This window comes from Actinomyces succiniciruminis (assembly GCF_900002405.1).
In the GTDB taxonomy this organism is placed as follows: Bacteria; Actinomycetota; Actinomycetes; order Actinomycetales; family Actinomycetaceae; genus Actinomyces; species Actinomyces succiniciruminis.
In genome coordinates this window covers 16,850-43,445 of record NZ_LK995527.1, presented here as the reverse complement: position 1 = coordinate 43,445, position 26,596 = coordinate 16,850, and the positions used below count along the sequence as shown (strand labels likewise).

20 protein-coding genes and 1 pseudogene are annotated in these 26,596 nt (G+C 71.8%); 13 read left to right on the top strand and 8 right to left on the bottom strand.

Annotation, left to right across the window (positions count from 1 at the left end):
- The first annotated feature begins 84 nt into the window (after window positions 1-84).
- The gene (locus BN1056_RS10895; protein ID WP_210581160.1) at window positions 85-1,089 is read left to right on the top strand and encodes an L-lactate dehydrogenase; all 1,005 of its coding nucleotides are present in this window, start codon (window positions 85-87) and stop codon (window positions 1,087-1,089) included.
- Window positions 1,090-1,221: 132 nt separating this feature from the next.
- On the opposite strand, the gene lexA is transcribed toward BN1056_RS10895, so the two are convergent.
- Window positions 1,222-2,034 (bottom strand): transcriptional repressor LexA, encoded by an 813-nt coding sequence (gene lexA, locus BN1056_RS10890; protein WP_210581158.1) that lies wholly within the window; start codon window positions 2,032-2,034, stop codon window positions 1,222-1,224.
- 682 nt (window positions 2,035-2,716) lie between these two features.
- Between lexA and BN1056_RS14800 the strand changes: the two genes are divergently transcribed.
- Together BN1056_RS14800 and nrdR are read left to right on the top strand one after the other, a co-directional pair.
- On the top strand, window positions 2,717-3,073 hold the full coding sequence (locus tag BN1056_RS14800) for a LysM peptidoglycan-binding domain-containing protein (RefSeq protein ID WP_244671665.1): 357 nt from the start codon (window positions 2,717-2,719) through the stop codon (window positions 3,071-3,073).
- A gap of 113 nt (window positions 3,074-3,186) precedes the next feature.
- A complete protein-coding gene (nrdR, locus tag BN1056_RS10880; protein WP_210581156.1) occupies window positions 3,187-3,678 on the top strand; it encodes a transcriptional regulator NrdR in 492 nt (163 codons plus the stop codon).
- 11 nt (window positions 3,679-3,689) lie between these two features.
- On the opposite strand, the gene BN1056_RS10875 is transcribed toward nrdR, so the two are convergent.
- On the bottom strand, window positions 3,690-4,829 hold the full coding sequence (locus BN1056_RS10875; RefSeq protein ID WP_210581154.1) for a glycosyltransferase family 4 protein: 1,140 nt from the start codon (window positions 4,827-4,829) through the stop codon (window positions 3,690-3,692).
- A 166-nt stretch (window positions 4,830-4,995) separates the two neighbouring features.
- Window positions 4,996-5,736 (bottom strand): IclR family transcriptional regulator, encoded by a 741-nt coding sequence (locus BN1056_RS10870; protein ID WP_073327279.1) that lies wholly within the window; start codon window positions 5,734-5,736, stop codon window positions 4,996-4,998.
- Window positions 5,737-5,868: 132 nt separating this feature from the next.
- Between BN1056_RS10870 and leuC the strand changes: the two genes are divergently transcribed.
- The 5 genes from leuC to BN1056_RS10845 all read left to right on the top strand — a co-directional run bounded on the left by leuC (window position 5,869) and on the right by BN1056_RS10845 (window position 11,535).
- Window positions 5,869-7,284, top strand: a complete 1,416-nt coding sequence (gene leuC, locus BN1056_RS10865; protein ID WP_210581151.1) for a 3-isopropylmalate dehydratase large subunit — start codon at window positions 5,869-5,871, stop codon at window positions 7,282-7,284.
- 43 nt (window positions 7,285-7,327) lie between these two features.
- Complete coding sequence (leuD, locus tag BN1056_RS10860; protein ID WP_210581149.1) at window positions 7,328-8,011, top strand: 3-isopropylmalate dehydratase small subunit; 684 nt, start codon at window positions 7,328-7,330, stop codon at window positions 8,009-8,011.
- Window positions 8,012-8,199: 188 nt separating this feature from the next.
- Complete coding sequence (murA, locus tag BN1056_RS10855; RefSeq protein WP_210581147.1) at window positions 8,200-9,522, top strand: UDP-N-acetylglucosamine 1-carboxyvinyltransferase; 1,323 nt, start codon at window positions 8,200-8,202, stop codon at window positions 9,520-9,522.
- 142 nt (window positions 9,523-9,664) lie between these two features.
- Window positions 9,665-10,507, top strand: a complete 843-nt coding sequence (locus BN1056_RS10850) for a lysophospholipid acyltransferase family protein (RefSeq protein ID WP_210581145.1) — start codon at window positions 9,665-9,667, stop codon at window positions 10,505-10,507.
- Entirely contained in the window at window positions 10,504-11,535 is a 1,032-nt protein-coding gene (locus BN1056_RS10845) for an NAD(P)H-dependent glycerol-3-phosphate dehydrogenase (protein ID WP_210581143.1), read from the top strand. Before BN1056_RS10850 ends, BN1056_RS10845 begins: the two co-directional genes overlap by 4 nt.
- A gap of 412 nt (window positions 11,536-11,947) precedes the next feature.
- On the opposite strand, the gene BN1056_RS10840 is transcribed toward BN1056_RS10845, so the two are convergent.
- Both BN1056_RS10840 and BN1056_RS10835 read right to left on the bottom strand, forming a co-directional pair.
- Window positions 11,948-12,412, bottom strand: a complete 465-nt coding sequence (locus BN1056_RS10840; RefSeq protein ID WP_210581141.1) for an NUDIX domain-containing protein — start codon at window positions 12,410-12,412, stop codon at window positions 11,948-11,950.
- On the bottom strand, window positions 12,393-13,145 hold the full coding sequence (locus BN1056_RS10835) for an AMIN-like domain-containing (lipo)protein (protein WP_210581139.1): 753 nt from the start codon (window positions 13,143-13,145) through the stop codon (window positions 12,393-12,395). Before BN1056_RS10835 ends, BN1056_RS10840 begins: the two co-directional genes overlap by 20 nt.
- Window positions 13,146-13,307: 162 nt before the next feature.
- Between BN1056_RS10835 and BN1056_RS10830 the strand changes: the two genes are divergently transcribed.
- Entirely contained in the window at window positions 13,308-14,540 is a 1,233-nt protein-coding gene (locus BN1056_RS10830; RefSeq protein ID WP_210581137.1) for a D-alanine--D-alanine ligase family protein, read from the top strand.
- The gene (gene thiL / locus BN1056_RS10825; RefSeq protein ID WP_210581135.1) at window positions 14,527-15,744 is read left to right on the top strand and encodes a thiamine-phosphate kinase; all 1,218 of its coding nucleotides are present in this window, start codon (window positions 14,527-14,529) and stop codon (window positions 15,742-15,744) included. The genes BN1056_RS10830 and thiL overlap by 14 nt, the downstream gene beginning before the upstream one ends.
- Before the next feature lie 129 nt (window positions 15,745-15,873).
- Here the strand turns inward: thiL and BN1056_RS10820 are convergent.
- Both BN1056_RS10820 and rpmB read right to left on the bottom strand, forming a co-directional pair.
- Window positions 15,874-17,090, bottom strand: a pseudogene (locus BN1056_RS10820) (IS110 family RNA-guided transposase).
- Between the two features lie 330 nt (window positions 17,091-17,420).
- A complete protein-coding gene (rpmB, locus tag BN1056_RS10815) occupies window positions 17,421-17,612 on the bottom strand; it encodes a 50S ribosomal protein L28 (RefSeq protein ID WP_073327266.1) in 192 nt (63 codons plus the stop codon).
- A gap of 299 nt (window positions 17,613-17,911) precedes the next feature.
- On the opposite strand from rpmB, the gene BN1056_RS10810 reads away from it, so the two are divergent.
- Together BN1056_RS10810 and BN1056_RS10805 are read left to right on the top strand one after the other, a co-directional pair.
- Window positions 17,912-19,783 (top strand): DAK2 domain-containing protein, encoded by a 1,872-nt coding sequence (locus tag BN1056_RS10810; RefSeq protein ID WP_210581133.1) that lies wholly within the window; start codon window positions 17,912-17,914, stop codon window positions 19,781-19,783.
- Window positions 19,784-19,789: 6 nt separating this feature from the next.
- A complete protein-coding gene (locus tag BN1056_RS10805) occupies window positions 19,790-22,090 on the top strand; it encodes an ATP-dependent DNA helicase RecG (RefSeq protein ID WP_244671664.1) in 2,301 nt (766 codons plus the stop codon).
- Between the two features lie 70 nt (window positions 22,091-22,160).
- Here BN1056_RS10805 and rsmD read toward each other — a convergent pair whose 3' ends face one another.
- Window positions 22,161-22,775 (bottom strand): 16S rRNA (guanine(966)-N(2))-methyltransferase RsmD, encoded by a 615-nt coding sequence (gene rsmD / locus BN1056_RS10800; protein ID WP_108966483.1) that lies wholly within the window; start codon window positions 22,773-22,775, stop codon window positions 22,161-22,163.
- Window positions 22,776-23,112: 337 nt separating this feature from the next.
- Here rsmD and BN1056_RS10795 point away from each other — a divergent pair, with 337 nt between their 5' ends.
- Window positions 23,113-26,568, top strand: a complete 3,456-nt coding sequence (locus BN1056_RS10795; RefSeq protein WP_210581131.1) for a glycoside hydrolase family 2 TIM barrel-domain containing protein — start codon at window positions 23,113-23,115, stop codon at window positions 26,566-26,568.
- The last annotated feature ends 28 nt before the right edge of the window (window positions 26,569-26,596 follow it).

Sequence of the window (26,596 nt, the reverse complement as noted above, 5' to 3'; positions counted from 1 at the left end):
GCGGCGCCGAGATCGACCGCGTACCCTAGGCCGTGGGTGGGCCAGCTCACCAACCTGACAACCGTCCAGATTCGGAGGAACACAGTGTCAGACTCCACCATCACCAACAGCGCTCAAGGTTCGTACCCGACGGCCCGCTCCGGTCGTCCCTCCAAGGTCGCCATCATTGGTGCCGGCGCGGTTGGTTCCACGCTCGCCTACGCCTGTGTCACCAAGGGCGTCGCCCGCGAGATCGTCCTGCAGGACATCGTCAAGGAGAAGGTCGAGGCGGAGGCCCTCGACATCGCCCAGGGCATTCAGTTCACCTCCGCCGGCGCCGTCTCCGGTTCGGACGACCCGGAGATCTGCCGCGGCGCGGACGTCGTGGCCATCACCGCCGGCGCTAAGCAGAAGCCCGGCCAGTCCCGTCTCGAGCTCGCGGGCGCGACCGTCGGCATCATGGAGAAGATCCTGCCCAAGCTGGTTGAGGTCGCCCCTAATGCCATCTTCCTGATGGTGGCCAACCCGGTCGACGTTGTCACCTACTGCTCCAAGAAGATCACCGGGCTGCCCGAGAACCAGATCTTCGGCTCCGGCACCGTGCTGGACACGGCGCGCATGCGCTACCTGGTCTCCCTCGAGACCGGCACCGCCACCCAGAACATCCACGGTTACATCGCCGGTGAGCACGGCGACTCCGAGGTGGCGCTGTGGTCCTCCACCGAGATCGGTGGCGTGCCGATCACCCAGTGGGGCAAGACCCTGGACGGCGGGGTGTTCGATCAGGAGAAGCGCGACCGCATCGCCCACGACGTGGTCCGTTCCGCCTACCGCATCATCGAGGGGAAGGGCGCGACCAACTACGCCGTCGGCCTGGCGGTTTCCCGCATCATCGGGGCCATCCTCAACGATGAGCAGCGCGTGCTCACCATCTCTCCGCTGCTGAACAACTGGCACGGCATCTCCGACGTGTGCATGGCGGTGCCGACCATCGTCGGCCGTGAGGGCGCCGGGCGCCGCCTGGAGCTGCCGCTCACCCTCGACGAGCGCGATCGGCTGACCGCCTCCGCCGAGCGCCTGCGCGAGGTGGCTCGCGGGCTCGGTTACTGAGTCCCCGTCGCGGCGGCCGTAGCGTCGCCTGCAAGCATGAAGGGGTCGACCCCACGGGGGTCGGCCCCTTCTGCATGGCTTTACGCGGATCGAGTCAGAACAACGTGCACGTGCACGTTTCCGCCTAGGGGCTCAGAGGGCCCGCAGGACGGTGACGACCTTGCCCATGATCGTGGCCTCGTCGCCCGGAATGGGGGCGTAATCGGGGTTGCGGGGCAGCAGCCACTGGTGCCCGTCCTTGCGGGAGAGCACCTTCACGGTGGCGGAGGCGCCGTCGACGTCCTCGACCATCGCGGCCACCACGTCGCCGTTGTCGGCATCCGGCTGGGCGCGCACGACCACCCAGTCGCCGTCGCAGATGGCCGCGTCGATCATGGAGTCGCCGTGGACCTCCAGCATGAACAGGTCGCCGTCGCCGGTCAGGCGGCGGGGCAGGGCCAGCACGTCCTCGACCTCCTGCTCGGCCAGGATCGGCGCGCCGGCCGCGATGCGTCCCACCAGCGGCACGGCCACGGCCTCCCCATCGGCAACGCCGGGCAGCACCGGCAGCGACGGCTCCAGGGCCGGGGTGGCGTGCGCAGGCGCGGAGGCGCCGGAGTCGGAGTCCGGCTCGACGGCGGGAGCCACGACCTCCAGAGCACGCGGCCGGTTGGGGTCGCGCCGCACCAGGCCGAGGCGCTCGAGCTTGTCGAGCTGGTGCTTGACCGAGGAGGGACTGGTCAGGCCGACTCGGGCGCCGATCTCTCGCATGGAGGGCGGGTAGCCGTGGGCGGCGACCGCCTCGCATACCGACTCGTAGACGGCGCGGGCGCGCGCGTCCAGGGACTCCAGGGCCTCGGCGGCGGAAAGCGCGGAATCGGCGTCGCAAACGGGTGGCGCCGCGGCGGGGGCGGCGGGGGCCGTGTCTGTGCCGCGGCGGCCCGTCCGGCGGGTGGTTGCGCTCATCGCCTGTCCCTCACTCCCCGGGCTGCCGGCGGCCCGGGGCCGGGTGCCGGTTAAGGAGCCCGAATTCATGTCGGTGGCCCGTGATGGCCTTGTCTCGTCAAGACTACGGCCGATCGTCCGGGCGATCAAACATGTGTTCGAAAACGCTCTGGACGTGTCGGACGTGAACCGGTAATCTATCGAACAGACGTTCGTCGAACGTGTGTTCTAGGAGGCTTCCATGAGTGCTCTCGCCGCCCCAGTGCCGCCGCGTCTCCGGCTGGTTTCTGCCGAGGATCACCACGGCTCGAGGCTGTTTGCGGTCGGCGCTGCCACCGACAGTGCCGCACGTTCCATCGAACCCGAAGGCGTCCCCGCACCCCGTCCGCGGCTGCGTCTGGTCACCGGCGGCGTCGAGGCCGACCCCGAGCCGACGTCGGGGTCGCCTCGCGTCGCTGCGCCGCCGGAGGTGATGCGGCGTCCGGTTGCTCCGCGGCGTCGGCGGCAGTCCCTGGAGGAGCTGGCTCCCACTCACCCGGCCGTGCGCTCGCGCAGCCGTGCGCGTCTCGGTCGCGCGGCGTCGGCTCCGCAGGCGAACGCCCTACAGTCGCAGGCTCCGGCACCGGCTGCGCGGTCTTGCGCGACGTCGGCGCAGGTGCCGGCTCGGACCCGGGCGGTACCGGCGCCGGTCGGGCGTCGTGCAGTGCCGACTGCGGCGGTACAGCGCGGGGAGGAACGCCGGCCCGCGCAGCAGGTGGCCGCTAAGCGGTCGGCCGAGCGCGCGGCCCTGCCCGTGGCTGTACGTCGCCTGCTCGTCGTCGGCGCCCTGGTGCTGGCGGCGGTCCTGGTGGTGGCCGGCGGCATCGTCGCCTCCGGCTTCAGCACCGCCCCGGCACAGACCACCACCGCCACCGTCCAGTCCGGCCAGTCCCTGTGGGATGTCGCCGTGGCCACCGGCGCCGGTGACGTCAACGAGGTCATGGCGCAGATCGTCGATCTCAACGGGCTGACCAGTTCCACCCTGCAGCCCGGACAGACGCTCATCGTCCCGGCCGGCTGAGCCGCTCCTGCACGTTTGACGGGCTCGCGCCCGGTAAAACGCTTGCGGATCCGCGCGCCGGAAGCATAACCTCCGAACCGTACGCACATTGCGGAGAACCGGAGGTGGTCGGCGTGCGCTGTCCTTTCTGCCAGCACAGTGGGTCGCGCGTAGTCGACTCACGCACGTCGGATGACGGCACTTCAATCCGCCGTCGCCGCCAGTGCACCAAATGTGGGCGGCGCTTCACCACCATCGAGGCGGCGAGCCTGTCGGTGCGCAAGCGCTCCGGCGCCACCGAGCCGTTCTCGCGTGACAAGGTGATCAACGGTGTGCGCCGCGCCTGCCAGGGCCGTCCGGTTTCCGACGACCAGCTGGCGTTGCTGGCCCATAGGGTTGAGGAGACGGTGCGCGGCAAGGGACACGCCATCGTCGACTCCCACGAGGTGGGGCTGGCGATCCTCGAGCCGCTGCGCGAACTCGACGAGGTCGCCTACCTGCGCTTCGCCTCCGTCTACTCCGACTTCAACTCCCTAGACGACTTCGAGGCCGCGATCGCCGACCTGCGCGCCTCTCATGCCTCCGCTCCCGCCCCGGCCGCCGAGATCGGCCCTGATAACCACTGAGGCCGAACGCCCTACCGGGCGTCGATCGCCTGCACGAGGCTCTCGACCAATCCGGGCCAGGTCCATTTCTCGATCATGAGGGCGCGTCCGGCTTCCCCCATGCGCGCGCGCAGTTCGGGGTCGGTCAACTGGCGCACCAGAGCGGACACAAGCGCATCCTCATCCCGGCCGTCGACGATGTTGCCGGTCACGCCCTCCGCAACCGTCTCGGGCGCCCCGCCGCTCGTCCCGGCGATCACCGGCAGGCCGGCGGCCGAGGCCTCAAGAAAGACGATTCCGAGGCCCTCGACATCGAGCCCGCCCCCGCGTGTGCGGCAGGGCATGGCAAAGACATCGCCCATGGCCACATGTCCGGGCAGCTCCTCATAGGGGACCTTGCCGGTCAGGATGATCGACTCGCGCACGGGGGAGGAGCGACGCAACAGGGCCAGTTTCTTCGCATAAGGCCCCCAGCCGACGACGACGAGTCGGGCGTCCGGAACCTGTTCCACCACCCGCGGCCAGGCGGAGATCAACGCGTCCTGCCCCTTGCGGGCGACCAGCCGGGAAACGCACACGGCGGTGGGGGCCTCGTCCAACCGGTACCGGGCGCGCAGCGCGGCGCGCGCCTCGGGGTCCGGGTGGAAGCGGTCGACGTCGATGCCGCTGGGCAGGCGCAGCACCTCCTGATCCGCGGGCATATGCGGCCGCAGCTCGCCGAGCGTGTAGTCGGATATGTAGGTGACGACGTCGGCGTCGCGGAAGATGCGGCGCAGGGCCTGGCGGGCCCCGAGCACCATGCCCCAGCCGACCTCGTGCCCGTGGGTGGTGGCGATGACCCGGGTGGCGCCGGCCTCCTTGGCGGCGCGGCCCAGCAGGCCGAGCGGGGCGGCGGCTCCGAACCAGACGGTCTCGATGCCGCGCTCACGGATGAGCTGTTGCATGCGCCGGCGCACGTCCGGAGTCGGCAGCAGCACGTGGGTGGGCATGCGCACGACGTCGAAGGTGGCTTCGCGGTCGAAGGCCGCGGCGGCGTCGGGGCCCTCGGGCGGGGTGGAAGCCAGGACGGTCAGGTCCGCGGCGGGCAGGCGCCGGGTGTAGTCGTCCAGGTAGGACTGGATGCCGCCGACGACGGGCGGGAAGTCATTGGTGACGAGCAGGGTCCGACGCATGGGGCGAGTGTACGGGTGAGCGGGGCGGCAGCCGAGGGGCGCGCGGACATTATCGGCGTCGGAGGCGGCGACCATATCGACCGACCTGGGTACGTAACTTCTACCGACCTGGGTACGTAGCTTCTACCGACCTCGGTGAGGAAGTGGGAGGGGAGGGGGGAGAGGTTCAGCCCTCGTCGTTGTTGCGCAGAACCTCCGACAGGCGGCGCGCGGCGGCGGCCACCACCGGGCCGTGCACGCGCCCGGGCTGACGGCCCATGCGTTCGATCGGCCCCGAGATGGATACGGCCGCTACCACCTTGCCGCTGGCACCGCGCACCGGCGCCGACACGCTGGCCACCCCCGGCTCGCGCTCGCCGACGGACTGGGCCCAGCCGCGCCGTCTAACCGCGGACAGCATGGTGGCGTTGAAGCGGGCGCCCACCAGGCCGCGGTGCAGCCGGTCGGGCTCCTCCCAGGCCAGCAGCACCTGCGCGCCGGAGCCGCCCTGCATGGACATGGTTGCCCCCACCGGAATCGAGTCGCGCAACCCGATGGGACGCTCGGCGTTGGCCACGCACACGCGCACGTCCCCCTGACGCCGGTACAGCTGTGCGGACTCGTGCGTCTTGTCCCGCAGGGCCGCCAGCACCGGGCCGGCGGCGGCCAGCAGGTGGTCCTCCCCGGCGGCGGAGGCGAGCTCGTTCAGGCGCGGTCCCAGAATGAACCGGCCCTGGGCGTCGCGAGCCAGCAGGCGGTGGAACTCCAGTGCCACGGCGATGCGATGCGCCGTCGGACGGGCGAGGTGGGTGGTGGTGACCAGCTGCGCCAGCGTGGCCGGGCCCGCCTCGAGGGCGCTCATGACCAGTGCGGCCTTGTCGATGACGCCAACCCCGCTGCCGCTTTCGATGTCACCCAGAGTGTCCATAATCTGATACTGCCATTCCGAGTGGTGAGACTTCAAGTAGCGTGGAGTCAGAAAAACGGCCCGGAGTTTGCCGGTTCCGCAAATGCGGGCGGCTCCGGGCCGAACGGCCCCTTTAGGAAAGGAAGTGCAGCGATGGGAATGACCCTGGCACAGAAGGTGTGGCGCGACCACGTAGTCGCCCCCGGCACCGACGGAGCCCCGGATCTGCTCTACATTGACCTGCACCTCGTCCACGAGGTCACCAGCCCGCAGGCCTTCGAGGGACTGCGCCTGGCCGGCCGCAAGGTCCGCCGCCCCGACCTGACCCTGGCCACCGAGGACCACAACACCCCCACCCTCGACATCGACCTGCCCATCGCGGACGTCACCTCCCGCACCCAGATCGAGACCCTGCGCGCCAACTGCGCCGAGTTCGGGGTGCGTCTGCACTCCCTCGGCGACGCCGACCAGGGCATCGTCCACGCCGTCGGCCCGCAGCTGGGCCTGACCCAGCCGGGCATGACCGTTGTATGCGGCGACTCCCACACCTCCACCCACGGTGCCTTCGGGGCGCTCGCCTTCGGCATCGGCACCAGCCAGGTCGAGCACGTGCTGGCCACCCAGACCCTGCCCGTGGCGCCCTTCAAGACCATGAGCGTGCTCATCGACGGCGACCTGCCCGCAGGCAGTGGCGCCAAGGACATCATCCTGGCCATCATCGCCAAGATCGGCACCAATGGCGCCCAGGGGCACGTCATCGAGTACCGTGGCCGCGCCATCGAGCAGCTGTCGATGGAGGCCCGCATGACCATCTGCAACATGAGCATCGAGGCCGGCGCCCGCGCCGGCATGATCGCCCCCGACGAGACCACCTTCGCCTACCTGGAGGGTCGCCCGCACGCCCCCCTGGGCAAGGACTGGGATGACGCCGTCGCCTACTGGCGCTCGCTGCGCACCGACGACGACGCCGTCTTCGACACCGAGGTCGTCCTGCAGGCCGCCGACATCGAGCCCTACGTCACCTGGGGCACCAACCCGGGACAGGGCCTGCCCATCTCCGGCGCCGTCCCCAACCCCGAGGACATCGCGGACGAGACCGGCCGCCGCGCCGCCGAGCGCGCCCTGGAGTACATGGATCTCAAGCCCGGCACCCCGCTGCGCGACATCAAGGTCGACACCGTCTTCCTGGGCTCGTGCACCAACGGTCGCATCGAGGACCTGCGCGCCGCCGCCGCCGTCATCAAGGGCCGCACCAAGGCGCCCGGCCTGCGCATGCTGGTGGTGCCGGCCTCCGCCCGCATCCGCCTGCAGGCTGAGGCCGAGGGCCTGGACCAGGTGTTCAAGGACTTCGGCGCCGAGTGGCGCAACGCCGGCTGCTCCATGTGCCTGGGCATGAACCCCGACCAGCTCTCGCCCGGGGAGCGCTCCGCCTCCACCTCCAACCGCAACTTCGAGGGACGGCAGGGCAAGGGCGGGCGCACCCACCTGGTCTCGCCCGTCGTCGCCGCCGCCACCGCCGTGCGCGGCACCTTGTCCACCCCCGCGGACCTGCCGGTGCTCGCCGCCTGAGTCGCCCGCGCCGTCCGCCGCCAGCCCGAGAAGGAAGCCACCCATGGAGAAGTTCATCCGCCACACCGGCATCGGCGCCCCGCTGCGCCGCAGCGCCGTCGACACCGACCAGATCATCCCCGCCGTCTACCTCAAGCGCATCACCCGCACCGGCTTCGAGGACGCCCTGTTCGCCTCCTGGCGGGCGAATGAGGCCGACTTCATCCTCAACCAGGACGCCTACAAGCACGCCAGCGTGCTGGTGGCCGGCCCCGACTTCGGCACCGGCTCCTCCCGCGAGCACGCGGTGTGGGCGCTGAAGGACTACGGCTTCAAGGTGGTGCTCGCCCCCCGCTTCGCCGACATCTTCCGCGGCAACGCCGGCAAGCAGGGGCTGGTGGCCGGCGTCATCAGCCAGGAGGATGCCGAGCAGCTGTGGAAGATCCTGGAGACCGAGCCCGGCACCGAGATCACCGTGGACCTGGAGCAGCGCACCGTCGAGGCGGGCTCCTTCCGCACCGTCTTCCAGATCGACGACTACGTGCGCTGGACTCTCATGGAGGGCCTGGACGACATCTCGCTGACCCTCACCCACGAGGACGCCATCCGCGCCTATGAGGACGCCCGCCCCGCCTACAAGCCGCGCACCCTGCCGGCCCGCCACGAGCCGGACGCCCGGGTGGTCCCTGCCCGCTCCGCGGATATGCCCGTGCCGGTCGGCTACCCCTTCCTCCGCCCGGGAGCCTGAGTATTCCCGCTGCGCCGTCCTACATCGCCACATCGCTGAGTTGAAGGACACGTCACCGTTCGCTGTGAGCGGGCTGCGGCATCTTCCGTTCCTGCCCGGTCCGCCTATGCTGAGGTCACCCGCGTCCGGCGCGGGTGACGCCGTATCCCCGCGGCGCCCGATCTTCACGCGAACACTCGGAGGTACGCATGGTCGACGGTCTGCTTCAGGTCGAGGGCGGGCGCCCGCTCAACGGTGAAATCACCGTCCGGGGCGCCAAGAACCTCGTCCCCAAGGCGATGGTCGCCGCCCTCCTGGGCACCACGCCGTCGGTGCTGCACAACGTGCCGCTCATCCGCGACGTCGACGTCGTCTCCGGGCTGCTGTCCCTGCACGGGGTGAGCGTCGACTACGACCAGGCCGAGGGCATCCTGCGCCTGGACCCCTCCAGCGTCGAGAGCGCCCACATGGCCGACATCGACGCCCACGCCGGCTCCTCCCGCATCCCGATCCTGTTCTGCGGGCCGCTGCTGCACCGACTCGGTGAGGCCTTCATCCCCGACCTGGGCGGCTGCCGCATCGGTGACCGCCCCATCGACTTCCACCTGGACATCCTGCGCAGCTTCGGCGCGATCGTTGACAAGCAGCCCCAGGGCATCCGCCTGACCGCTCCCGATGGGCTGCACGGCACCGTCATCGAGCTGCCCTACCCGTCCGTCGGCGCCACCGAGCAGACGCTGCTCACGGCCGTGCGCGCCGAGGGCCTGACGGAGCTGCGCGGCGCCGCCGTCGAGCCGGAGATCATGGACCTGGTGGACGTGCTGCAGAAGATGGGGGCCATCATCTCCGTGGACACCGACCGCACGATCCACGTCGAGGGCGTGGACGAGCTGGTCGGTTACAACCACCGCGCCCTGCCCGACCGCATCGAGACCGCCTCCTGGGCTGCGGCCGCCCTGGCCACCCACGGTGACGTGTTCGTCCACGGCGCCCACCAGAGCGACATGACCACCTTCCTGAACATCTTCCGCAAGGTCGGCGGCGCCTTCGACGTGCGCGACGACGGCATCCGCTTCTACCACCCGGGCGGCGACCTGAAGAGCATCGTGGTGGAGACCAACGTTCACCCCGGCTTCATGACCGACTGGCAGCAGCCGCTCGTCGTCGCCCTGACCCAGGCGGAGGGGCTGTCCATCGTGCACGAGACCGTGTACGAGAACCGCTTCGGCTTCACCGGCGCCCTGCGCAAGATGGGCGCCACCATCCAGGTGTACCGCGAGTGCCTGGGCGGTACCGCCTGCCGTTTCGGGCAGCGCAACTTCTACCACTCCGCCGTCATCTCCGGGCCCACGCCCCTGCACGGGGCCGACATCGTGGTGCCCGACCTGCGCGGTGGTTTCTCCCACCTGATCGCCGCACTCGCCGCGGAGGGCACCAGCCGCGTGGAGGGCGTGAACCTCATCGACCGCGGGTACGAGCACTTCATGAGCAAGCTCGCCGCGCTCGACGCCAACGTCACCCGCCTGGCCTGACCTGGTCCGGCGCCGGTCGCCCCGCGGCGCCGGAGCGTCCCGGCGGGCCGCCCGCATACCCGCGCCCGGGTCGGCCCGCGGTCATTTCGCGCCCGCGGCGCACGCCAGTGGGTAGAGTGCCGATGTGGCGAACACACGACGCATGACCCCGTTCTACCGGTTCGCGGCCAGGGGGGCGATCATTCCGTTCCTCAAGGCGGTCTCCAAGCAGCATGTGACCGGCGTGGAGAACATTCCCCGCGAGGGCGGCTTCATCGCCGTCGCCAACCACCTGTCCAACCTGGACCCGCTCACCGCCATGCGCGCGCTCGTGGATGCGGACGTGCCCATCTACTCGCTGGCAAAGTCCCAGCTGTTCGAAATCCCCATCCTCGGCCACGTCTTCAGCGCCGGTGGTCAGATCCCCGTCTACCGCGGCTCCACCCACGCCGGCGATTCCCTGGTGGAGGCCGAGCGGCGTCTGCGCGCGGGCGACCCGATCATGATCTTCCCCGAGGGCACGCTGTCCCGTGACCCGCTGCAGTGGCCCATGACCGGCAAGACCGGCGCCGCCCGCCTGGCCATGCGCACCGGCGCGCCCCTGCTGCCCATCGGCCAGTGGGGCGCCCAGAACGTGCTGGGCGCCTACGGCAGCGGTTTCCGCCCCTTCCCCCGCAAGGACGTGGACGTCCTGATCGGGAAGCCCTTCGACCTGGCCGAATTCGGCACGGACACCTCCGATCACGCTGCAGTGCGCGCCGCCACCGCCGAGATCATGCGGCATATCACCGAGCTGGTGGAGCAACTGCGCGGCGAGAAGGCGCCCCGCCCCTTCGACATGAAGTACGACGGCGATCCGGGCAAGGGCAACATCGGCGTGCGTCGGCCTGACCCGCCGGCGCCGTCGGAGTACGAGCACCTCTCCGGGCCGGGCACGCCGCCCGACAACCCGGGTGACGACGAGGGCGACGACGAGCCCGAAACCGCCCCGGAGCAGCAGTCATGAGCCCGGCAGTCGTCGGCAAGGCCGCCGTCATCGGCGCGGGTGCCTGGGGCACCACCTTTGCCCGCCTGCTCGCCCAGGCCGGCACCCCCACCGTCATCTGGGCGCGCCGCCCGGAGATCGCCGCCGAGATCAACGCCGGCACCAACAACCGCTACCTGCCCGGCATCACCCTGCCCGAGACCGTCACCGCCACCACGGACATCCGGGAGGCCGTCGCCGGGGCGGGGCTCGTCGTCGTGGTGGTGCCCGCCCAGACCGCACGCGGCGTGCTCGCCCCGCTGCGCGGCGCCCTGGACGACGACGCCATCGTCGTCTCCCTGATGAAGGGGGTGGAGGCCGGCACGGGCTTGCGCATGAGCCAGGTCATCGCCGAGGCGCTCGACCTGCCCGCCCGGCGCATCGCCGTGGTCTCCGGCCCGAACCTGGCCGATGAGATCGCCGCCGGTCAGCCCACCGCCACCGTGGTGGCGGCGCAGGACGAGGCGGTGGCCGCGCGCGTGGCCGCCCTGTGCGCGACCGGCACCTTCCGTCCCTACACCAACACCGACGTGCTCGGTGTGGAGCTGTGCGGCGCAGTCAAGAACGTGATCGCCCTGGCGGTCGGCATCACCGCCGGACGCGGCTTCGGGGACAACTCCAAGGCCACCATCATCACCCGCGGACTGGTGGAGATCACCCGGCTGGGGCTGGCGCTCGGGGCGAACCCCGAGACCTTCGCGGGGCTGGCCGGCATGGGTGACCTGGTGGCCACCTGCTCCTCGCCACTTTCGCGCAACCAGACCTTCGGACGGCGCCTGGGTGAGGGCATGAGCGTGGCGGAGGCCGCCGCCGCCTCGCGTGGTGTCGCCGAGGGCGCCAAGTCCGCGCGCGCCGTGCTCGACCTGGCCGCCGCGCACGGAGTGGACATGCCCATCACCGCGGGGGTGGTCGCCGTCGTCGAGGGGACCGCCACCGTGGAGGAGATCAACGACGCCCTGCTGTCCCGTCCTCGCAAGGCGGAGGGCGTTAACGCGGCACCGTTGACCTGAGCCGCCCCTCTCGCCGAGTTCGGTGGAAGTTACGTGCTGAGATCGGTTGAAGTTACGTGCTGAGATCGGTCGTAATGGCGTGACCGGGTTTAGGGCTCCGTCTGCCCAGTTGCGCAAAAACAGAGTTCCCGTGTCCGGGCTTCTTCGGTCGATGACGACGGTTCGTGCCTTCCGGTAGAAGCTCGCCATTTCCTACGGCGGTTCGTCACCAACGACGACGGTTCGTACTTTCCGGTCGGCGGTTCGTACCTCCTTACGACGGTTCGGCACCTACGGGTACGAACCGTCACAAGAAAGTACGAATCGCTGACCAGAACATACGAACCCTGATGCGAAGGTACGAACCGTCGTCGCAACTCATGAACCGTCGTTCGCCGCGAACCAGGGGGAGTGGCGCCTGAACACGCTCGTGCTATATGCCCTCATTGCCGACCACGAGCCGGCCGATTGGGCCACCCCGTTGCAGTGTTGCGGCGACACCCTCGGGGCGCACATCGAGCGTAGAGAGCATGGACACCGGGAACCAGCGGAAGGTCAGATGATCCTCCACGGCACCGACCTCGCCGTGTGGAGAAGCCTGGATCAAGACGTTCACCTCATGATGGCTGCCGGTGTCGTCTGTGTATGAATGCTCAATGAAACCGAGCCCGTGCAGATCGGTGACTTCCAACTGAGCCTCCTCGATGAGCTCGCGCACCAGGCACTGCGACAGGCTTTCGCCGCTCTCAAGGTGCCCGCCGGGGAGGAACCACCAGGAAGCGACCGTGCTTTGGACAAGGAGGACCTCGTCCCCACGACGAATCACCCCGCGAACGATGATCTCCGCCGCGAGAGGTCGAAGCGGTATGGGCCCGTCGTCAGTCGTCGTTGGCGTCATCGTCGGCGACGTCGATCACCAGACGGGTGGGGTTGGTGAGCGTGAAGATCCGGAACTGCTGCGAGTCGGTGCCGAGCACCACCTGGAACTGGTCTTCGAAGGCGAGATCCAGGTAGGCCTCCTCAATGCCCTCGTCGTCGTCGCGCCCGACGGCGTCGAAGTCGAAGCGCACCGGCTCGGTGTAGGCCACGGCCTGCTGCTCCTCGCTGATCGGCATGGTCACGCCGGTGCCGATGACTACCAGGGTGAAGTCGCCCTCCACGGTGATGGGGTCGCCCTTGCCCTGGGTGTGAGCCTGATCGGTCCACTGTGCCGACCAGCCCGGCGTGCCTTCACCGGAGAACTCGACCACGAAGCGGGAGTAGTCCTCATCGTCGTGGGAGCCGATGCGCACGTCGGAGATGACCAGTGCCGAGCCGTCGGACGCCGCCTGGCCGTCGGCGCCGGTGCCCCAGGCGGGCGCTCCGGACGGGTTGGTCTCCTGCTGGGTGAGCGAGCCGGTACTGGTGGGCGCCTGCGAGGCACCGGAAGACTCCGGTGCCGAGGCGTCATCGGTGGACGCGGCGGAGGCAGTGCTGTCGGCCGACTCGGCGGATGTGGCCGGCGCGGACGCCTCCTCGGATGCGGCGCCGCCGCCGGAGCCCGAGCCGCAGGCGCTCAGTGCGAGTGTGCCGGTCAGCAGCAGGGCCAGGGCGGGGACGAGTGTGCGGGGGAGTGGGCTTGGGCGTGTCATGACGTCTCCTGACCTCGAGTGAACCACGCGTGTGACGTCAATCATACGAGGGAGGGGCTGGTGGTGCATAGGAACAGATACTTCGGTACCGGCCGACGGCGCGCCCGACGTCGAGCGGTGACTTGACACTCGATCCGCCCGGGTAGCGGTAGCGTTGCCACCATGTCGGCCCCTCATGCCTCAAACGCAGTAAGCACCGGCGCAAGCACGGATTCCGGTCTCTTCACCTCGTCGGCCCCGGCCCCCTCAACGCAGGCCCCGGCCGCCGCACGGCCGCACAAGCCGAGGGTCGCTGTCGTCTTCGGGGGCCGCAGCGGCGAGCACACCATTTCCTGTGCCACCGCCGCCGGCGTGCTGGACGCCATTGACCGGGACCGCTACGACGTCGTGCCCATCGGCATCACCCGCCAGGGCCAGTGGGTGCTGGTGGACGACGATCCCGACGCCCTGCGCCTGGACGACGCCCGTCCCCCGGTGGAGATCACCACCGACGGGCTCGGTCGCGGCGAACTGGCCATGCGGCTGGGGGGCGGGAATCTGACCGCGATCACCCCCGCCGGCCCAGAGGTTCTCGGCACCGTCGACGTCGTCCTGCCGCTGCTGCACGGCCCCTACGGCGAGGACGGCACCATCCAAGGGATGCTGGAGATGCTGGGCCTGCCCTACGTAGGCTGCGGCGTGCTCGCCTCCGCCGCCGGCATGGACAAGCAGGTCACCAAGGTGCTGCTGCAGGCCGCCGGTATTCCCACCGCCCCGCATGTGCTCGTCGAGCCGCATCGTTGGCGCCGTGACAAGGCCACCATCCTCGCCCAGTGCGCCGACCTGGCCCGCCCCCTGTTCGTCAAGCCCGCCCGCGCCGGCTCCTCCCTGGGCATCAGCCGGGTGGAGGATCTTTCCGACCTGGACGCGGCCATTGAGGCTGCCCGCGAGGTGGATCCGAAGGTGCTGGTCGAGTCCGGCGTCGTCGGCCGCGAGATCGAGGTGGCGGTGCTCGCCGGACACGGCGACGCCGCCCCGCGCGTGGCCGAGCCCGGCGAGATCGTCATGGACGCCGCTAACGGCGCCGGCGAGTTCTACGACTACGAGACCAAGTACCTGGCCCACGACGCCGTCGCCATGGTCTGCCCCGCCCACATCGCCCCGGCCGAACGCGAACTGCTCATGCGCCGGGCCGCAGAGGCCTTCATCGCCATCGGCGGGGAGGGCCTGACCCGCGTCGACTTCTTCCTCACCCCGGACGGCGAGGCGATCGTCAACGAGGTCAACACCATGCCCGGCTTCACGCCCTTCTCCATGTACCCCTACATGTGGCAGGTATCCGGGCTGGCCTACCGCGACCTGGTCACCGAGCTGATCGAGCTGGCGCTCGAGCGTCCCAGAGATGTCAACCGCTGAGGCCGACGACGTCGGGACGCCCCCGGCCGGCCGCGGCGTCGAAACCGTCGATTCCGATGGTGCTGCCGCCGGCGACTCCGTTGCCGGCAGTGGTGCCGCAACCACCGTCGCCGACCTGGGGGAGGAGGCGCTGCTGGCCGCCTTCACCCCGCTGCTGCCGCAGGCGGCCCGCGTGGAGGTGCCCAGTGGGGACGACAGCGCCGTGGTCGCCGCCCCGGACGGGCGCTACTGCGTGAGCACCGACGTGCTCGTCCAGGGCGAGCACTTCCGCCCCGACTGGTCCACCGCCCGCGACGTCGGGGCCCGCGCCGCCGCCCAGAACCTCGCCGACATCGCCGCCATGGGGGCGCGCCCGACGACGCTGGTGGTCAGCCTGGTGCTGCCGCGCACCACCCCGGTCGCCTGGGTGCAGGACCTGGCTCGCGGCTTCGCCGACGCGTGTGCGGGCACGGATGCGGGCGTGGTCGGCGGCGATCTGAGTGTCGGGGACCGGGTGGTCATCGCCGTCACCGTCCACGGCGACCTGGATGGCCGCCGCCCGGTGCGGCGCTCGGGCGCGCGTCCCGGCGACCTCGTCGTCCACTGCGGCACGCTGGGACGTTCGGCGGCCGGGCTCGCACTGCTGCAGGCCGGTCTGGATGACCGCTCGAACAGGTGGGATGACGCCGTCGCTGCCGCCCACGCCGGTGCGCGGGGCGACGCGGGCGAAGACGGCATGACGATCAACGACGGCGCTGCCGCGGCCGCCGCGCAATGCCTGCGCATCTACCGGGCGCCGAGCCCGCCGCTGGCTGCAGGTCCCGCCCTGGCCGACGCCGGAGCCAACGCCATGCTGGACGTGTCCGACGGGCTGCTGCGCGACGCGGATCGGATCGCCCGGGCCAGCGGCGTCGTCGTCGAGATCGCCGACCCGGACGGCGACCCGGAGGCCGGGCTGACGCATGACCTCGCCGCGTTGGCGCCGGTCGCCGGCTTGCTTCGCCCCGACGCCGTGGCCGCGCGTGACCTGGCGCGGGCCTGGGCGTTGACCGGGGGAGAGGACCACGGCCTGCTGGCCACGCTGCCGCCGTCGGCGGTCGAACGGCTGCCGGAGGGCGCCCGGGTGATCGGAGCCGTGCGCGCCCGGCACGCGGGCGAGCCGGCGGCCGTGCTGCTCGGCGGGCGCGTGCCCGAGCGCCTCGGCTGGGACCACTTCATGGCATAGATGCACGGCCCGTCGCCATATCTACCGATCTCGGTACGTAACTTCTACCGATCTCGGTACGTAACTTCTACCGATCTCGGCACGTAACTTCTACCGATCTCGGTGAGGGGGGTGCCCCTATGTGGTTTGTCAAGCGGCGGCGGGTAGTTGCTGGGTTGGTTGGGGGTCGTAGAGGGAGCCGTCTCGGATCATGGCGTATAGGGTCAGGATGCGGCGGTGTGCGAGGGCGAGTACGGCCTGGTTGTGGCGCTTGCCCTGGGCGCGTTTGCGCTCGTAGTACGCCCGGGATGCGGGGTCGGACCGCAGTGAGGCGAAGGCTGACAGGAACATGGCGCGTTTGAGGCGCTTGTTGCCCGCGTGGGAGACATACTCGCCCCGGATGGAGGAGCCCGACCGCCGGGTGACTGGTGTCAGGCCGGCGTATGAGGCCAGCTGGGCGCCGGTGGGGAAGGTTCTGCCCGCGGTTTCGGCCAGGAACACGGCGGCGGTCCTGACCCCCACCCCGGGCATGGAGGTCAGGACCGGGTAAAGAGGGTGGGCCACCCGTCAGGGCCTCAACCTGGGCGGCGACATCGTCGCGTTGGGCGTGCAGGGCGATGAGCCGGCCGGTGTCGGGTGGGGCAGCACCACCCCGGCCGCGTCGGTACCAGCCACGACCACGCTCTGACGTGCAAGGGCGTCGGTGATGGCCTGCGCCCAGGCGGCATGGCGTCTGCACCCGTTGGATTTGAGCTTGGCGTCGATCCGCGCCCGCCCGGCCTTGCGCAGGCGGGCGGGGGTGGGCCAGGCGGCGATCACCTCCAGCACGCTGTCGTGTTCGAGCCACTTGCCCAGCACAGTCTCGAGGGCAGGGTGGATCTGGGTGCACACGGGCCCCGGATACGGCCCCTCGGTCTGGCTGGTCCTGACGGGCCAGGTCCAGGCCCGAAGCCGGTGAGCATGCTCAACGCGGCCGCGTCCTCGTCCGAAGTGCTGATGGACCTGAGCGTGTGGGGCATGGTGCGGGCCGCATCGGCGATCACCGCGGCGTCCTTCGCGTCGGTCTTGGCACTGCCCGGGGTCAGGTCCGCGATACGCCGCATCGACAGGCCGGGCAGGTAGCCCACAGTTATGTCCATGACCTGAGCGACCGCCACCGCCAGGGCGCCGATCGTCGCCGGCTGATCCACGACCACCAGGACCCGGCCATGCTCACCCAGACGCTCATACAGGTCCCTAAGCCTGGATTCGTCGTTGGGTAGGGCCTTGTCGAACAGCTTCTTCCCGCCGGCGGTCAGGGCCGTGGCCCAGTGCTCGGCTTTGCCGACGTCGATACCGACGAAGACCTCCACGTCCTCGATATCCATCTTCCCGCGCGCCTCTCTCGTGCGTTGGTGGGTCAGCCTGTCAGACAGACGGCCCCGCACCCACGTTACGAAAGGACTCTAAGGCTAAGGCGCCTTGGTCCGTTCCCCTAATCAGCGCATCCCCCCGCCCGCCACCATGGGTGACAACACCCCCCGGATCATCAAACGACAGGGGCAAGACACCCGTGCCCACAGCGGCTGGCCCAGCCACCGGCACTCCTTCACCGGCGACCACAAACAAGGTAACGGGGAGCCGGAGCCAAGGAAAAGGCCGCCGTCCGCGGGTGCGGGACGGCGGCCTTGAGTGCCCTGCAGGCGGGCGTGGCGCGCTCAGATGTTGCGCGTCACCTTGCCGGCCTTGAGGCAGGACGTGCACACGTTGAGGCGCTTGGGGGTGCCGTTCACGAGAGCACGTACACGCTGAATGTTCGGGTTCCACCGGCGGCTGGTCCGCACATGGGAGTGCGAGACGCTCTTGCCGAAGACGGGGCCCTTGCCGCAGACGTCGCACACAGCAGCCACGGTTCCACTCCTGAATCTTCTTGGTGTAAGCGCGCGGGCCTTTTGCCCGGCGCCGGGTCTACCGCCCGGCGACACGGGTCGCGGGCAACCCCAGCACCTTATCGGAAACGGCCCGCCACCCCAAGTGGAGCGGGTATGGGCTCGCGCACACGCCGCACCGCCCGCGGCAGCACAAAACCCCGTAAACCACTAGTCTGAGCTTAAGTTCGCAGTCGCCGGTGCGCCAGCCCCGGCGGGCGGCCCGCCGACGCGATTCGGCATCGCGTGAGCACAGGCAACGAGCACAGGAAGGGAGCGGCGTGGCAGATCGCACAGACGCCCCCGGCGTCCCCGTCATCACCGCCCCGCTGCTGCACGCCTGGCTGAATGCGGCCCGGGCGGTCGCCGAGTCCACCCGCGAGCTGGTCAACTTCCTCAACGTCTTCCCGGTCCCCGACGCCGACACCGGCACCAACGTCCTGCTTACCGTCCGCTCCGCCTGCGACGCCCTGGCTCTCCTGCCTCCCGGCGCGGACCTCGCCCAGACCGCCCGTGCCGCCGCCGACGGGGCCGTCCGCGGCGCCCGCGGCAACTCCGGACTGCTCATCTCCCAGGTGTTGGCCGCCCTGGCGGACGTGTGCGCCGAGGCTCCCGACCCCACGGCGCTGCGGCCGGTCGAACTGGTCCACGCCTATGAGCGGATCGCCACCACCACCTGGGCCGCCGTCTCCCGGCCGGTCGCGGGCACCCTGCTCACCGTCGCCCAGGACGCCGCCACCGGCGCGCGCACCGCCTTCGAGGAATCCACCGCCTCCGCACCGCCGAGTGTCTCCACCGTCGCCGCCTCCGCCGCCTTCGGCGCCCAGGAGTCCGTGGTGGAGACCGCGGGGCTGGGCCATGGCGCCGTCGACGCCGGCGGGGCCGCCCTCATGCTCATGTACACCAGCCTGTCCGACACCATCGACGCCGGTCACGCAGACGCCGCCCCGGGGGCACTGCCCGTCTCCCCGAGCGCGACCGCCACGTCGACGCCGTCCACCCTGCCCTGCACGGACGTCGCGCGGCAGATGCTCGACGATCTGGTCGCCGCCACCACCCACGGCGCCGGGGCACGCGAGAACGCCGGCCCCTTCTCCACCGGTGAGTTCGAGGTCATGTACCTGCTGGAGGCCACCGCCGCCCAGGCCGCCGCCCTGCGCCGCGATCTGGAGCCGATCGGCGACTCCGTGGGTGTGGTCGGCACCCCCGACGCGCTCGGCGTGGGCATGTTCCAGGTCCACGTCCACACCGACACCCCGCGCGCCGCCCTGCCCCGCAGCGGCCGCGCCCGCCAGGTATGCATCCACCATCTGCACCCGACGGCGCTCGCGCTCGCCCCCGCATGGGAGGCCGACGAGCCGCCGCTGCCCACCTCCGCCCCCGCCGACGGCCGCGTCGTCTCCTTTGAGCGCCTCGCCGCCCGCCGCGCCCAGCACGACTCGCAGGCCGCCCCCGCGGCCGCCGGCAACGGTTCGCACGCCGCCGCGAACTCCGCCCCCCGCCGCGTCGGCGTCATCGCCTGCACCCGCGCTCCCGGCCTGATCGAGCAGTTCGCCCGCACCGGCGCCGTCGTGGTGCTGGACCCCGAACGCGACGGCATCGTCCGCGCCGCCGGCGACCTCGGCGCCGCCCAGGCCGTCGTCCTGCCCTGTGACCCGCAGGCCGCCGCCAGCGCCCACGCCGCCGCCCGCTTCCTCGCCGCCCGTTCAGCCGTCTCCTCCGTGCGCGGCGCCGGGACCGGCGAGGCCGCGCGCACCATCCCCGAGGGGGTACGCCTGCTCGTATGCGACACCGATGACGAGGCCGGCGTCCTGGCCGCCGCCGTCGCCGTGGCCGGGCAGGGCGAGCACGCCGAACTCGGCGAGCTGGCCACCCGGGCGGGCAGTGTCGCCGCGGCCGTGCGCACCACCGCCCTGACCGGCCCGGACGCCGAAACCGACGCCGTCGCCGCCGCCCTGACCGCCGCGCTGCGCCCCGACGACGAACTCGTCACCGTCATCCTCGGCCGCGACGCCCTGCCCGACGTCGGCGCCGTCGCGGCCGCCACCGTCGCCCGCTACGCCGAGCAGCAACTCGACAGCCCCGACGCCATCGAGGTCGTCATTCACGCGGGCGCCCAGCCGACCCCCGACGTCCTGCTCGCCATCGGGTGAGCCCCCATGACCACCCCCAGTAGTGCCCGCCGCCCGCGCGGAGCCGTACCCCTACTCGACCGGCCCCTGGACCGACTGATCGGCAAGACCACCGCCACCCAGCTCGCCAAGCAGGGCATCACCACCCCACGCGGGCTGCTGCGCCTGTTCCCGCGCCGCTACGACACCTGGGGGGACCTGACCGACCTGCGCACCCTCAAGGACGGCGAGCAGGCCACCATCCAGGCGCAGGTGGTGCGCGCCGCCGCCCGCCGTACCCGCTCCGGCCGGCCACCGGCCCTGATGGAGGCCACCGTCACCGACGGGGCGACCACCATGGGCCTGGTGATGTTCGGCAATCCCGGCCAGATGCACCACCACGCCGAACAGCTCGCCCCCGGCACCACCGTGCTGCTGTACGGCAAGGTCGGGCTGCGCCACGGCCGCCTGCAGCTGGCCAGCACCCGCTTCCAGGTCCTCGACGAACTCGACGACGCCGAGCGCGAGGCGCTGCTGGCCCGCCCCATGCCCATCTACCCGGGCACCGAGTCCCTGCCCTCCTGGCTGGTGGGACGAGCCGTGCGCACCATCCTGGACCAGATCGGCCCCGCGGACATCCCCGAGCCGCTGCCAGAGCCGGTGCGCACCACCGAGCACCTGGTGGACGCCTACACCGCCTACCGGTGGGTACACACCCCCGAGGACGCCACCCAGTGGCGTGAGGCCCGCCGTCGCCTGCGTCACGAGGAGGCCTTCGTACTGCAGGCCGCCCTGGTGCAGCGGCGCGTCCAGCACGCCGCCGAGCACACCGCCGTCTCCTGGCCCATCCCCGGCGAGGAGTCCCTCCTGGCGGACCTGGACGCCGCCCTGCCGTACCCCCTCACCGCCGGGCAGGTGCGCGTGGGCGGCCAGATCGCCGACGCGCTGAACTCCACCGTCCCCATGCAGCTGCTGCTCCAAGGCGACGTCGGCTCCGGCAAGACCCTGGTCGCCCTGCGCGCCATGCTGCAGGTGGTCGATGCCGGTGGACAGGCCGCCCTGCTCGCGCCCACCGAGATCCTGGCGGCCCAGCACCGCGCCTCACTGGAGGCCCTGCTGGGTCCGCTCGCGCACGCGGGCATGCTCGACGGCGCCCAGCGCGCCACCCGCGTGCGGCTGCTGACTGGCTCCACCCCGCCCGCGCAGCGCCGCCAACTGCTGGCCGACCTGGCCGCCGGGGAGCCGACCATCGTGGTGGGCACCCACGCCCTGCTGTCCCAGACCGTGCAGATCCCCTTCCTCGGGCTGGTCGTGGTGGACGAGCAACACCGCTTCGGCGTCGCCCAGCGCGACGCCCTGCGCGAGCGCGGTGGCGTCACCGACCCGGCCACCGGCGCCCAGCGCACCCCACACCTGCTGGTCATGACCGCCACCCCCATCCCGCGCACCATTGCCATGACCATCTTCGGGGACCTGGACACGGCCGTGCTCGACGAGCTGCCCGGCGGTCGCCGCCCGGTCGCCACCAGCCTGGCGCCCTGGGCGCGCGAGCCCTGGGTGGAGCGCATCTGGAAGCGCGCCGCCGAGGAGGTGGCCGCCGGCGGACGCGTGTACGTGGTATGCCCGCGCATTGACGCCGACGACGCCGCCGGAGCCGATCAGGAGGAGCCGGAGCTGCCGGGCGCGCTCCTCGACGAGGGCGGGGAACTGCCCCAGGAGGCGGCCCCGACCCGGCCGCCGGCCGCCGTCGTCGACTGGGCGCAGCAGCTGGCCGCCGAGCCGGCGCTCGCGGGCGTGGGGGTCGGCATCCTGACCGGCCGGATGAGCGCCGCGGAGAAGGACGCCGCCATGGTGGACTTCATCTCCGGGCGCACCCCCGTGCTGGTGTGCACCACCGTGGTGGAGGTGGGCGTGGACGTGCCGTCCGCCTCCATGATGGTGATCCTGGACGCCGACCGCTTCGGCCTGTCCCAGCTGCATCAGCTGCGCGGACGCGTCGGGCGCGGTGAGCGGGAGTCGGTGTGCGTGGCGGTGACCGGCGTGGAGGTCGGGTCGCCCGCCTACCACCGGCTCAAGGCCTTCGGGGATATCAGCGACGGCTTTCAACTGGCGGAGGCCGACCTGGAACTGCGCAGCGAGGGCAATGTGCTCGGCGCCGCCCAGTCGGGTCGGCGCAGCGACCTGGATCTGCTGCGCGTGAGCCGTGACGGCGCGCTCATCGCCCGGGCGCGGAAGCAGGCGGAGACGGTCATTGCCGCCGACCCGACCCTGGCCGAGCACCGGGACCTGGCAGCCGCCATCGCCGACCGTCTGGATGAGGAGGCGGGCGCCTACCTGGAGCGGTCATGACGCGTCGGGCGCGCACCGATGCGGGTCGGGCGGGCCGGATCCGCCAGGCCCACGGCTCGGGAGGGCCGATTCAGTGCGCGGCGGGTTCTGCGTCGGCCGCAGCGCCGTCGTTGGAAGGCGCGCCGTCGTCGGGCTCGGCGAACCAGAGCGTGGTCTCCCCGTACTTGCGCATGGAGAACCGGCGCAGGCCCGCGGGCCAGGACGGCTCGGGGGAGCGCGAGGAGCGCTCAACCACGACCACCGCGCCCGGCGCCAGCCACGGGTCTTGGCGGCGGGGGAGCGGGGCCAGCATGGCCGCCAGGGTGGTCTCGTCGACGTCGTAGGGCGGATCGAGCATGACCAGGTCCACGGGCGCACCCGCCGGCCCGGCCAGGAAGGCCTCCACCTTCGCGGTGGCGCTGCGCACCCCGCGCAGGCCGAGGGCGCGAATGTTGGCATCGCACACGCGGGTGGCGCGGCGGGAGGCGTCCACCAGGGTCACGTCGGTGGCGCCGCGGCTGGCCGCCTCCAGACCGAGTGCGCCCGAGCCCGCGCACAGGTCCAGCACGCGCGCGTCGGCGATGACACCGTAGTGCTCGAGCCGGCCGAACAGGGCTTCACGCACCCGCTCGGAGGTGGGGCGGGTGCCGGCCGCGGGCACGTCGATCCGGCGCCCGCCGGCGCTCCCGGCCACGATCCTGGTCATGGGGCGAGCCTAGAGGATTGGGCGCCGCGGGCCGAGCGCCGCTTGTCCCGGGAAAATGTCCAAATCCGGCAGAAACACCCTCGACGCTTCGCCAAATCGGTTGCAGATCCGCATGATTCCAGCGTTCCGTTAAGCGTGCTCTCGCGGCCGCCAGCGCGTTCGTGCCGATCTTGGACATTCCTGCGGTTTCGGCGCGTGACCGCGCCCGACGGCGGCGCCAGAGCTGAGGGTGTGGGGCCAGTGGCGGCCACTAGCCCCAGTGCCACTAGGCTTGAGGCGGACACGCGAAAACCGGGGTGGCACCGCAGACGCTCAGCCGGGATCGGGAGGAAGACACATGCCGCGCACCGTCATCGGACCCGCTTACGCCGATCAGGGCCTGCAGCTCGAGGGCGGGGCGGGATACAACACCACGCCCCTCTGGCTGCTCCCCACCGCGCCCGGACCCGGCCGTGGACGCCACCTGCCACCGCGCGCCTGGGTCGCCCCCGAAAACACCAGCGCCCCCAGCCTGAGCCTGAACGGCACCTGGGCCTTCCGCCTGTATCCGCAGGCGCACCCCGAAGGGCTTGATGAGCGCGGCGAACCCATTGCCCCGGTCTTCGACACCGCCGACGCCTCCCTCGGCCCCTGGGGCGAGATCGACCTGCCCGCCCACTGGGTGCTCACCGGCGACGGCCGGCGCGGCCTGCCCTGGTACACCAACGTCCAGTACCCGATCCCCGTAGACCCGCCGTACGTGCCCGACGAGAACCCCACCGCGGACCACGTGCGCACCTTCACCCTCCCGGCCGACTGGCCGCTGGACCAGGCCGGTGCCCGCCAGGTGCTGCGCCTGGACGGGGTGGAGTCCTTCGCCTCCGTGTGGGTGAACGGCACCTGGATCGGCACCACCCAGGGCTCGCGCCTGCCCTCCGAGCTGGACGTGACCGGCCTGCTGCGAGTGGGGGAGAACACCGTGGCCGTGCGCGTGTCCCAGTGGTCGCCCGGCACCTACGTGGAGGACCAGGACCAGTGGTGGCTGCCCGGTATCTTCCGTGACATCACCCTGCTGCAGCGGCCCGCCGGCCGGATCGACGACGTGTTCGTCCGCACCGACTACGACCCCGCCACCGGCGCGGGCGCCCTCGAGGTCGACCTGGACGCGCCGGCCGCCGCCTTCCCGGTGCGGGTCGAACTGCCCGAACTGGGACTGAGCGCCGAGCTGGCCGGCCCCGGCACGGCCCGCCTGGTCGCGCCCGCGGTCGAGCCCTGGAGTGCGGAGGTGCCGCGCTTGTACGAACTCGTGGTCACCGCCAGGGAGGAGACCGTGCGCCTGCGCACCGGCTTCCGCCGCCTGGAGGTCGTCGACGGTCAGGTGCGCGTCAACGGCACCCGCCTGATCATCGCCGGCGTCAACCGCCACGAGGTCAACGCCCACCGCGGCCGCGTATTCGGCGCGGACTGGGCCAGCGCCGACCTGGCCGCCATGAAGGCCCACAACGTCAATGCCATCCGCACCTCCCACTACCCGCCCCACCCGCGCCTGCTGGACCTGGCCGACGAGATCGGCCTGTGGGTCATGGACGAGTGCGACCTGGAGACCCACGGCTTCGAGGCCCACGGCTGGCGGGGCAACCCCACCGACGACCCCGCCTGGCGCGACGCCCTGGTGGATCGTGCCCGCCGCATGGTCGAGCGCGACAAGAACCACCCGGCGATCCTCTTCTGGTCCCTGGGCAACGAGTCCGGCACCGGCCGCAACCTGGCCGCCATGAGCCAGTGGATCAAGCACCGCGACCCCGGCCGCCTGATCCACTACGAGGCCGACTTCGCCGGCGCCTATACCGACGTCCACTCACGCATGTACCCGACCCTGGAGGAGGTCGAGGCCGTCGTCGGGCGCGGCGCGGAAGCCGCTGCCGTCGACGGCGCTTCCGCCGCCGCTCCCGCCAGCACGCCGGTGGCGGTGGCCGGACACGCCGCCGCCCGGCTCACCCCCGCCCGGAACGCGCATGTGCGCACCCTGCCGTTCATCATGTGCGAGTACCTGCACGCCATGGGCACCGGCCCCGGCGGCATCGAGGACTACACCGCGCAGGTCGAGCCCAATCCCCGCCACCTGGGCGGATTCGTCTGGGAGTGGCGCGACCATGCCCTGGTCGACCCCCGCCCCGAGGCGGCCGGCGCCCTGCGCTACGGCGGCGACTTCGGCGAGAGCGTGCACGACGGCAACTTCGTGTGCGACGGGCTCGTCTCCGCCGACACCACCCCCAGCGCCGGCACCACCGCCTGGGCCAACGCGGTCGCCCCGGTCCTGGCCACCTGGGTCGGCGACGCCGTGAGCCCCGGCCGAGGCAACGGCACGGTGCGGGTGCGCAACCGCTTCCACACGCGCACCACCGCCGGACTCACGCTCGCCTGGCAGGTGACTCTGGAAGCCTCCACCGCCGACGGCGATACGGCCACCGCCGGGACCGACCCCGCCGAAGCCGCTGGCGCCGCTACCTCGCCCGGGATCACGCGCCTGGGTGCCGCCGACTCCGGCGAGTACCCACTGCCCGAGCTCGCCGCGGGGGAGGAGAGCCTGCTCGACGTGCCCGGACTGGCCGACGCCGTCGCCCGCGCCCGCGCCGCCGGCCGCGCCGTCCACGTGCTCACCGCCGTGCTGGACCCGCTCATCCCCGGACTGGCCGACGCCGGCCCCCGCCAGATCAACCCGGCCGACGGCGCCCCGCTGCTGCCCCAGGTCGCCTGCGCCGACGCCTCCGGGCGCCGGGTCATGTCCACCCGGGAGGTGGCGGCTGCGGCCCCATGGGTTATGCCCACTCCGACCGGGCCGGCACTCGGGAATGCGCCTGCGGGCGGCCACGCCGAGGCCGCGAGCGCCCCGGGCCGGGAAACGGCCACTCATGGCGAGGCGCCGGTGCGCGTGCGCGGCGGCATCCAACTGGGTCCCGCCCGGCTGGACGAGCGGGGCCGGCTCGTCGACCTGGGTGGAATCGACGTCGTCGGCCCGCTGACCACGATCTGGCGTGCCCCCACCGACAACGACGAGGGGCACGGGCCCATCGACTACTGGCACGTGCCCCCGAGCCGCGCCAACCTCGGTGCGGGCGCCGGCCGTCCCGGCCCCTCCGCGGCCGACCGCTGGCGCGAGGCCCGCCTGCACCTGATGAGCGAGCGCCATGTGGCCACCGCCGTCACGGGTGATGCCGTCGTGGTGCGCACCCATTGCGGTGCGCCGGAGATGGCCTGGGCGCTGGAGACCACCACCACGCTGACCGCCGAAGCCGGTGGACTGCGGCTGCGCACCGAGATCATCCCCACCGGGGACCTGCCCGCCGTCCTGCCCCGGCTGGGTGTACGGCTGGGACTGCCCACGGGGCTGACCCGTGCGGTCTGGGCCGGCACCGGCCCCGCCCCCGCCTACGCGGACCTGTCCGGGGCCATGCGTCACGGCGTCTTCACCGGCGACGTGCCCGCGCTGTGGCAGCAGCCGGTCCGGCCCCAGGAGGGCGGTACCCGCCCCGGCCTGCGCCGCCTGCACCTCGACGGCGACGCCGGCCGTCTGAGCGTCGTGATCCCGCCCGCGGCCCCGGCGGCCTTCTCACTGAGCCCATGGAGCCTGGAGAATCTCGCCGCCGCCGAGCACGTGGAGGAACTGCGCCCGGACACCCGCCTGTGGCTGCACCTGGACGCCCTGCACCACGGCATCGGCACGCGCTCCTGCGGCCCGGACGTGCGCCCGGAGGCCGCCGCCGCACCTCGGCAGGTAGTCGTGGAGGCCTGGCTGGGCGTGCAGCCCGCCTGATCTCGGCGCCCCGGTCGCCGGCCGAGCG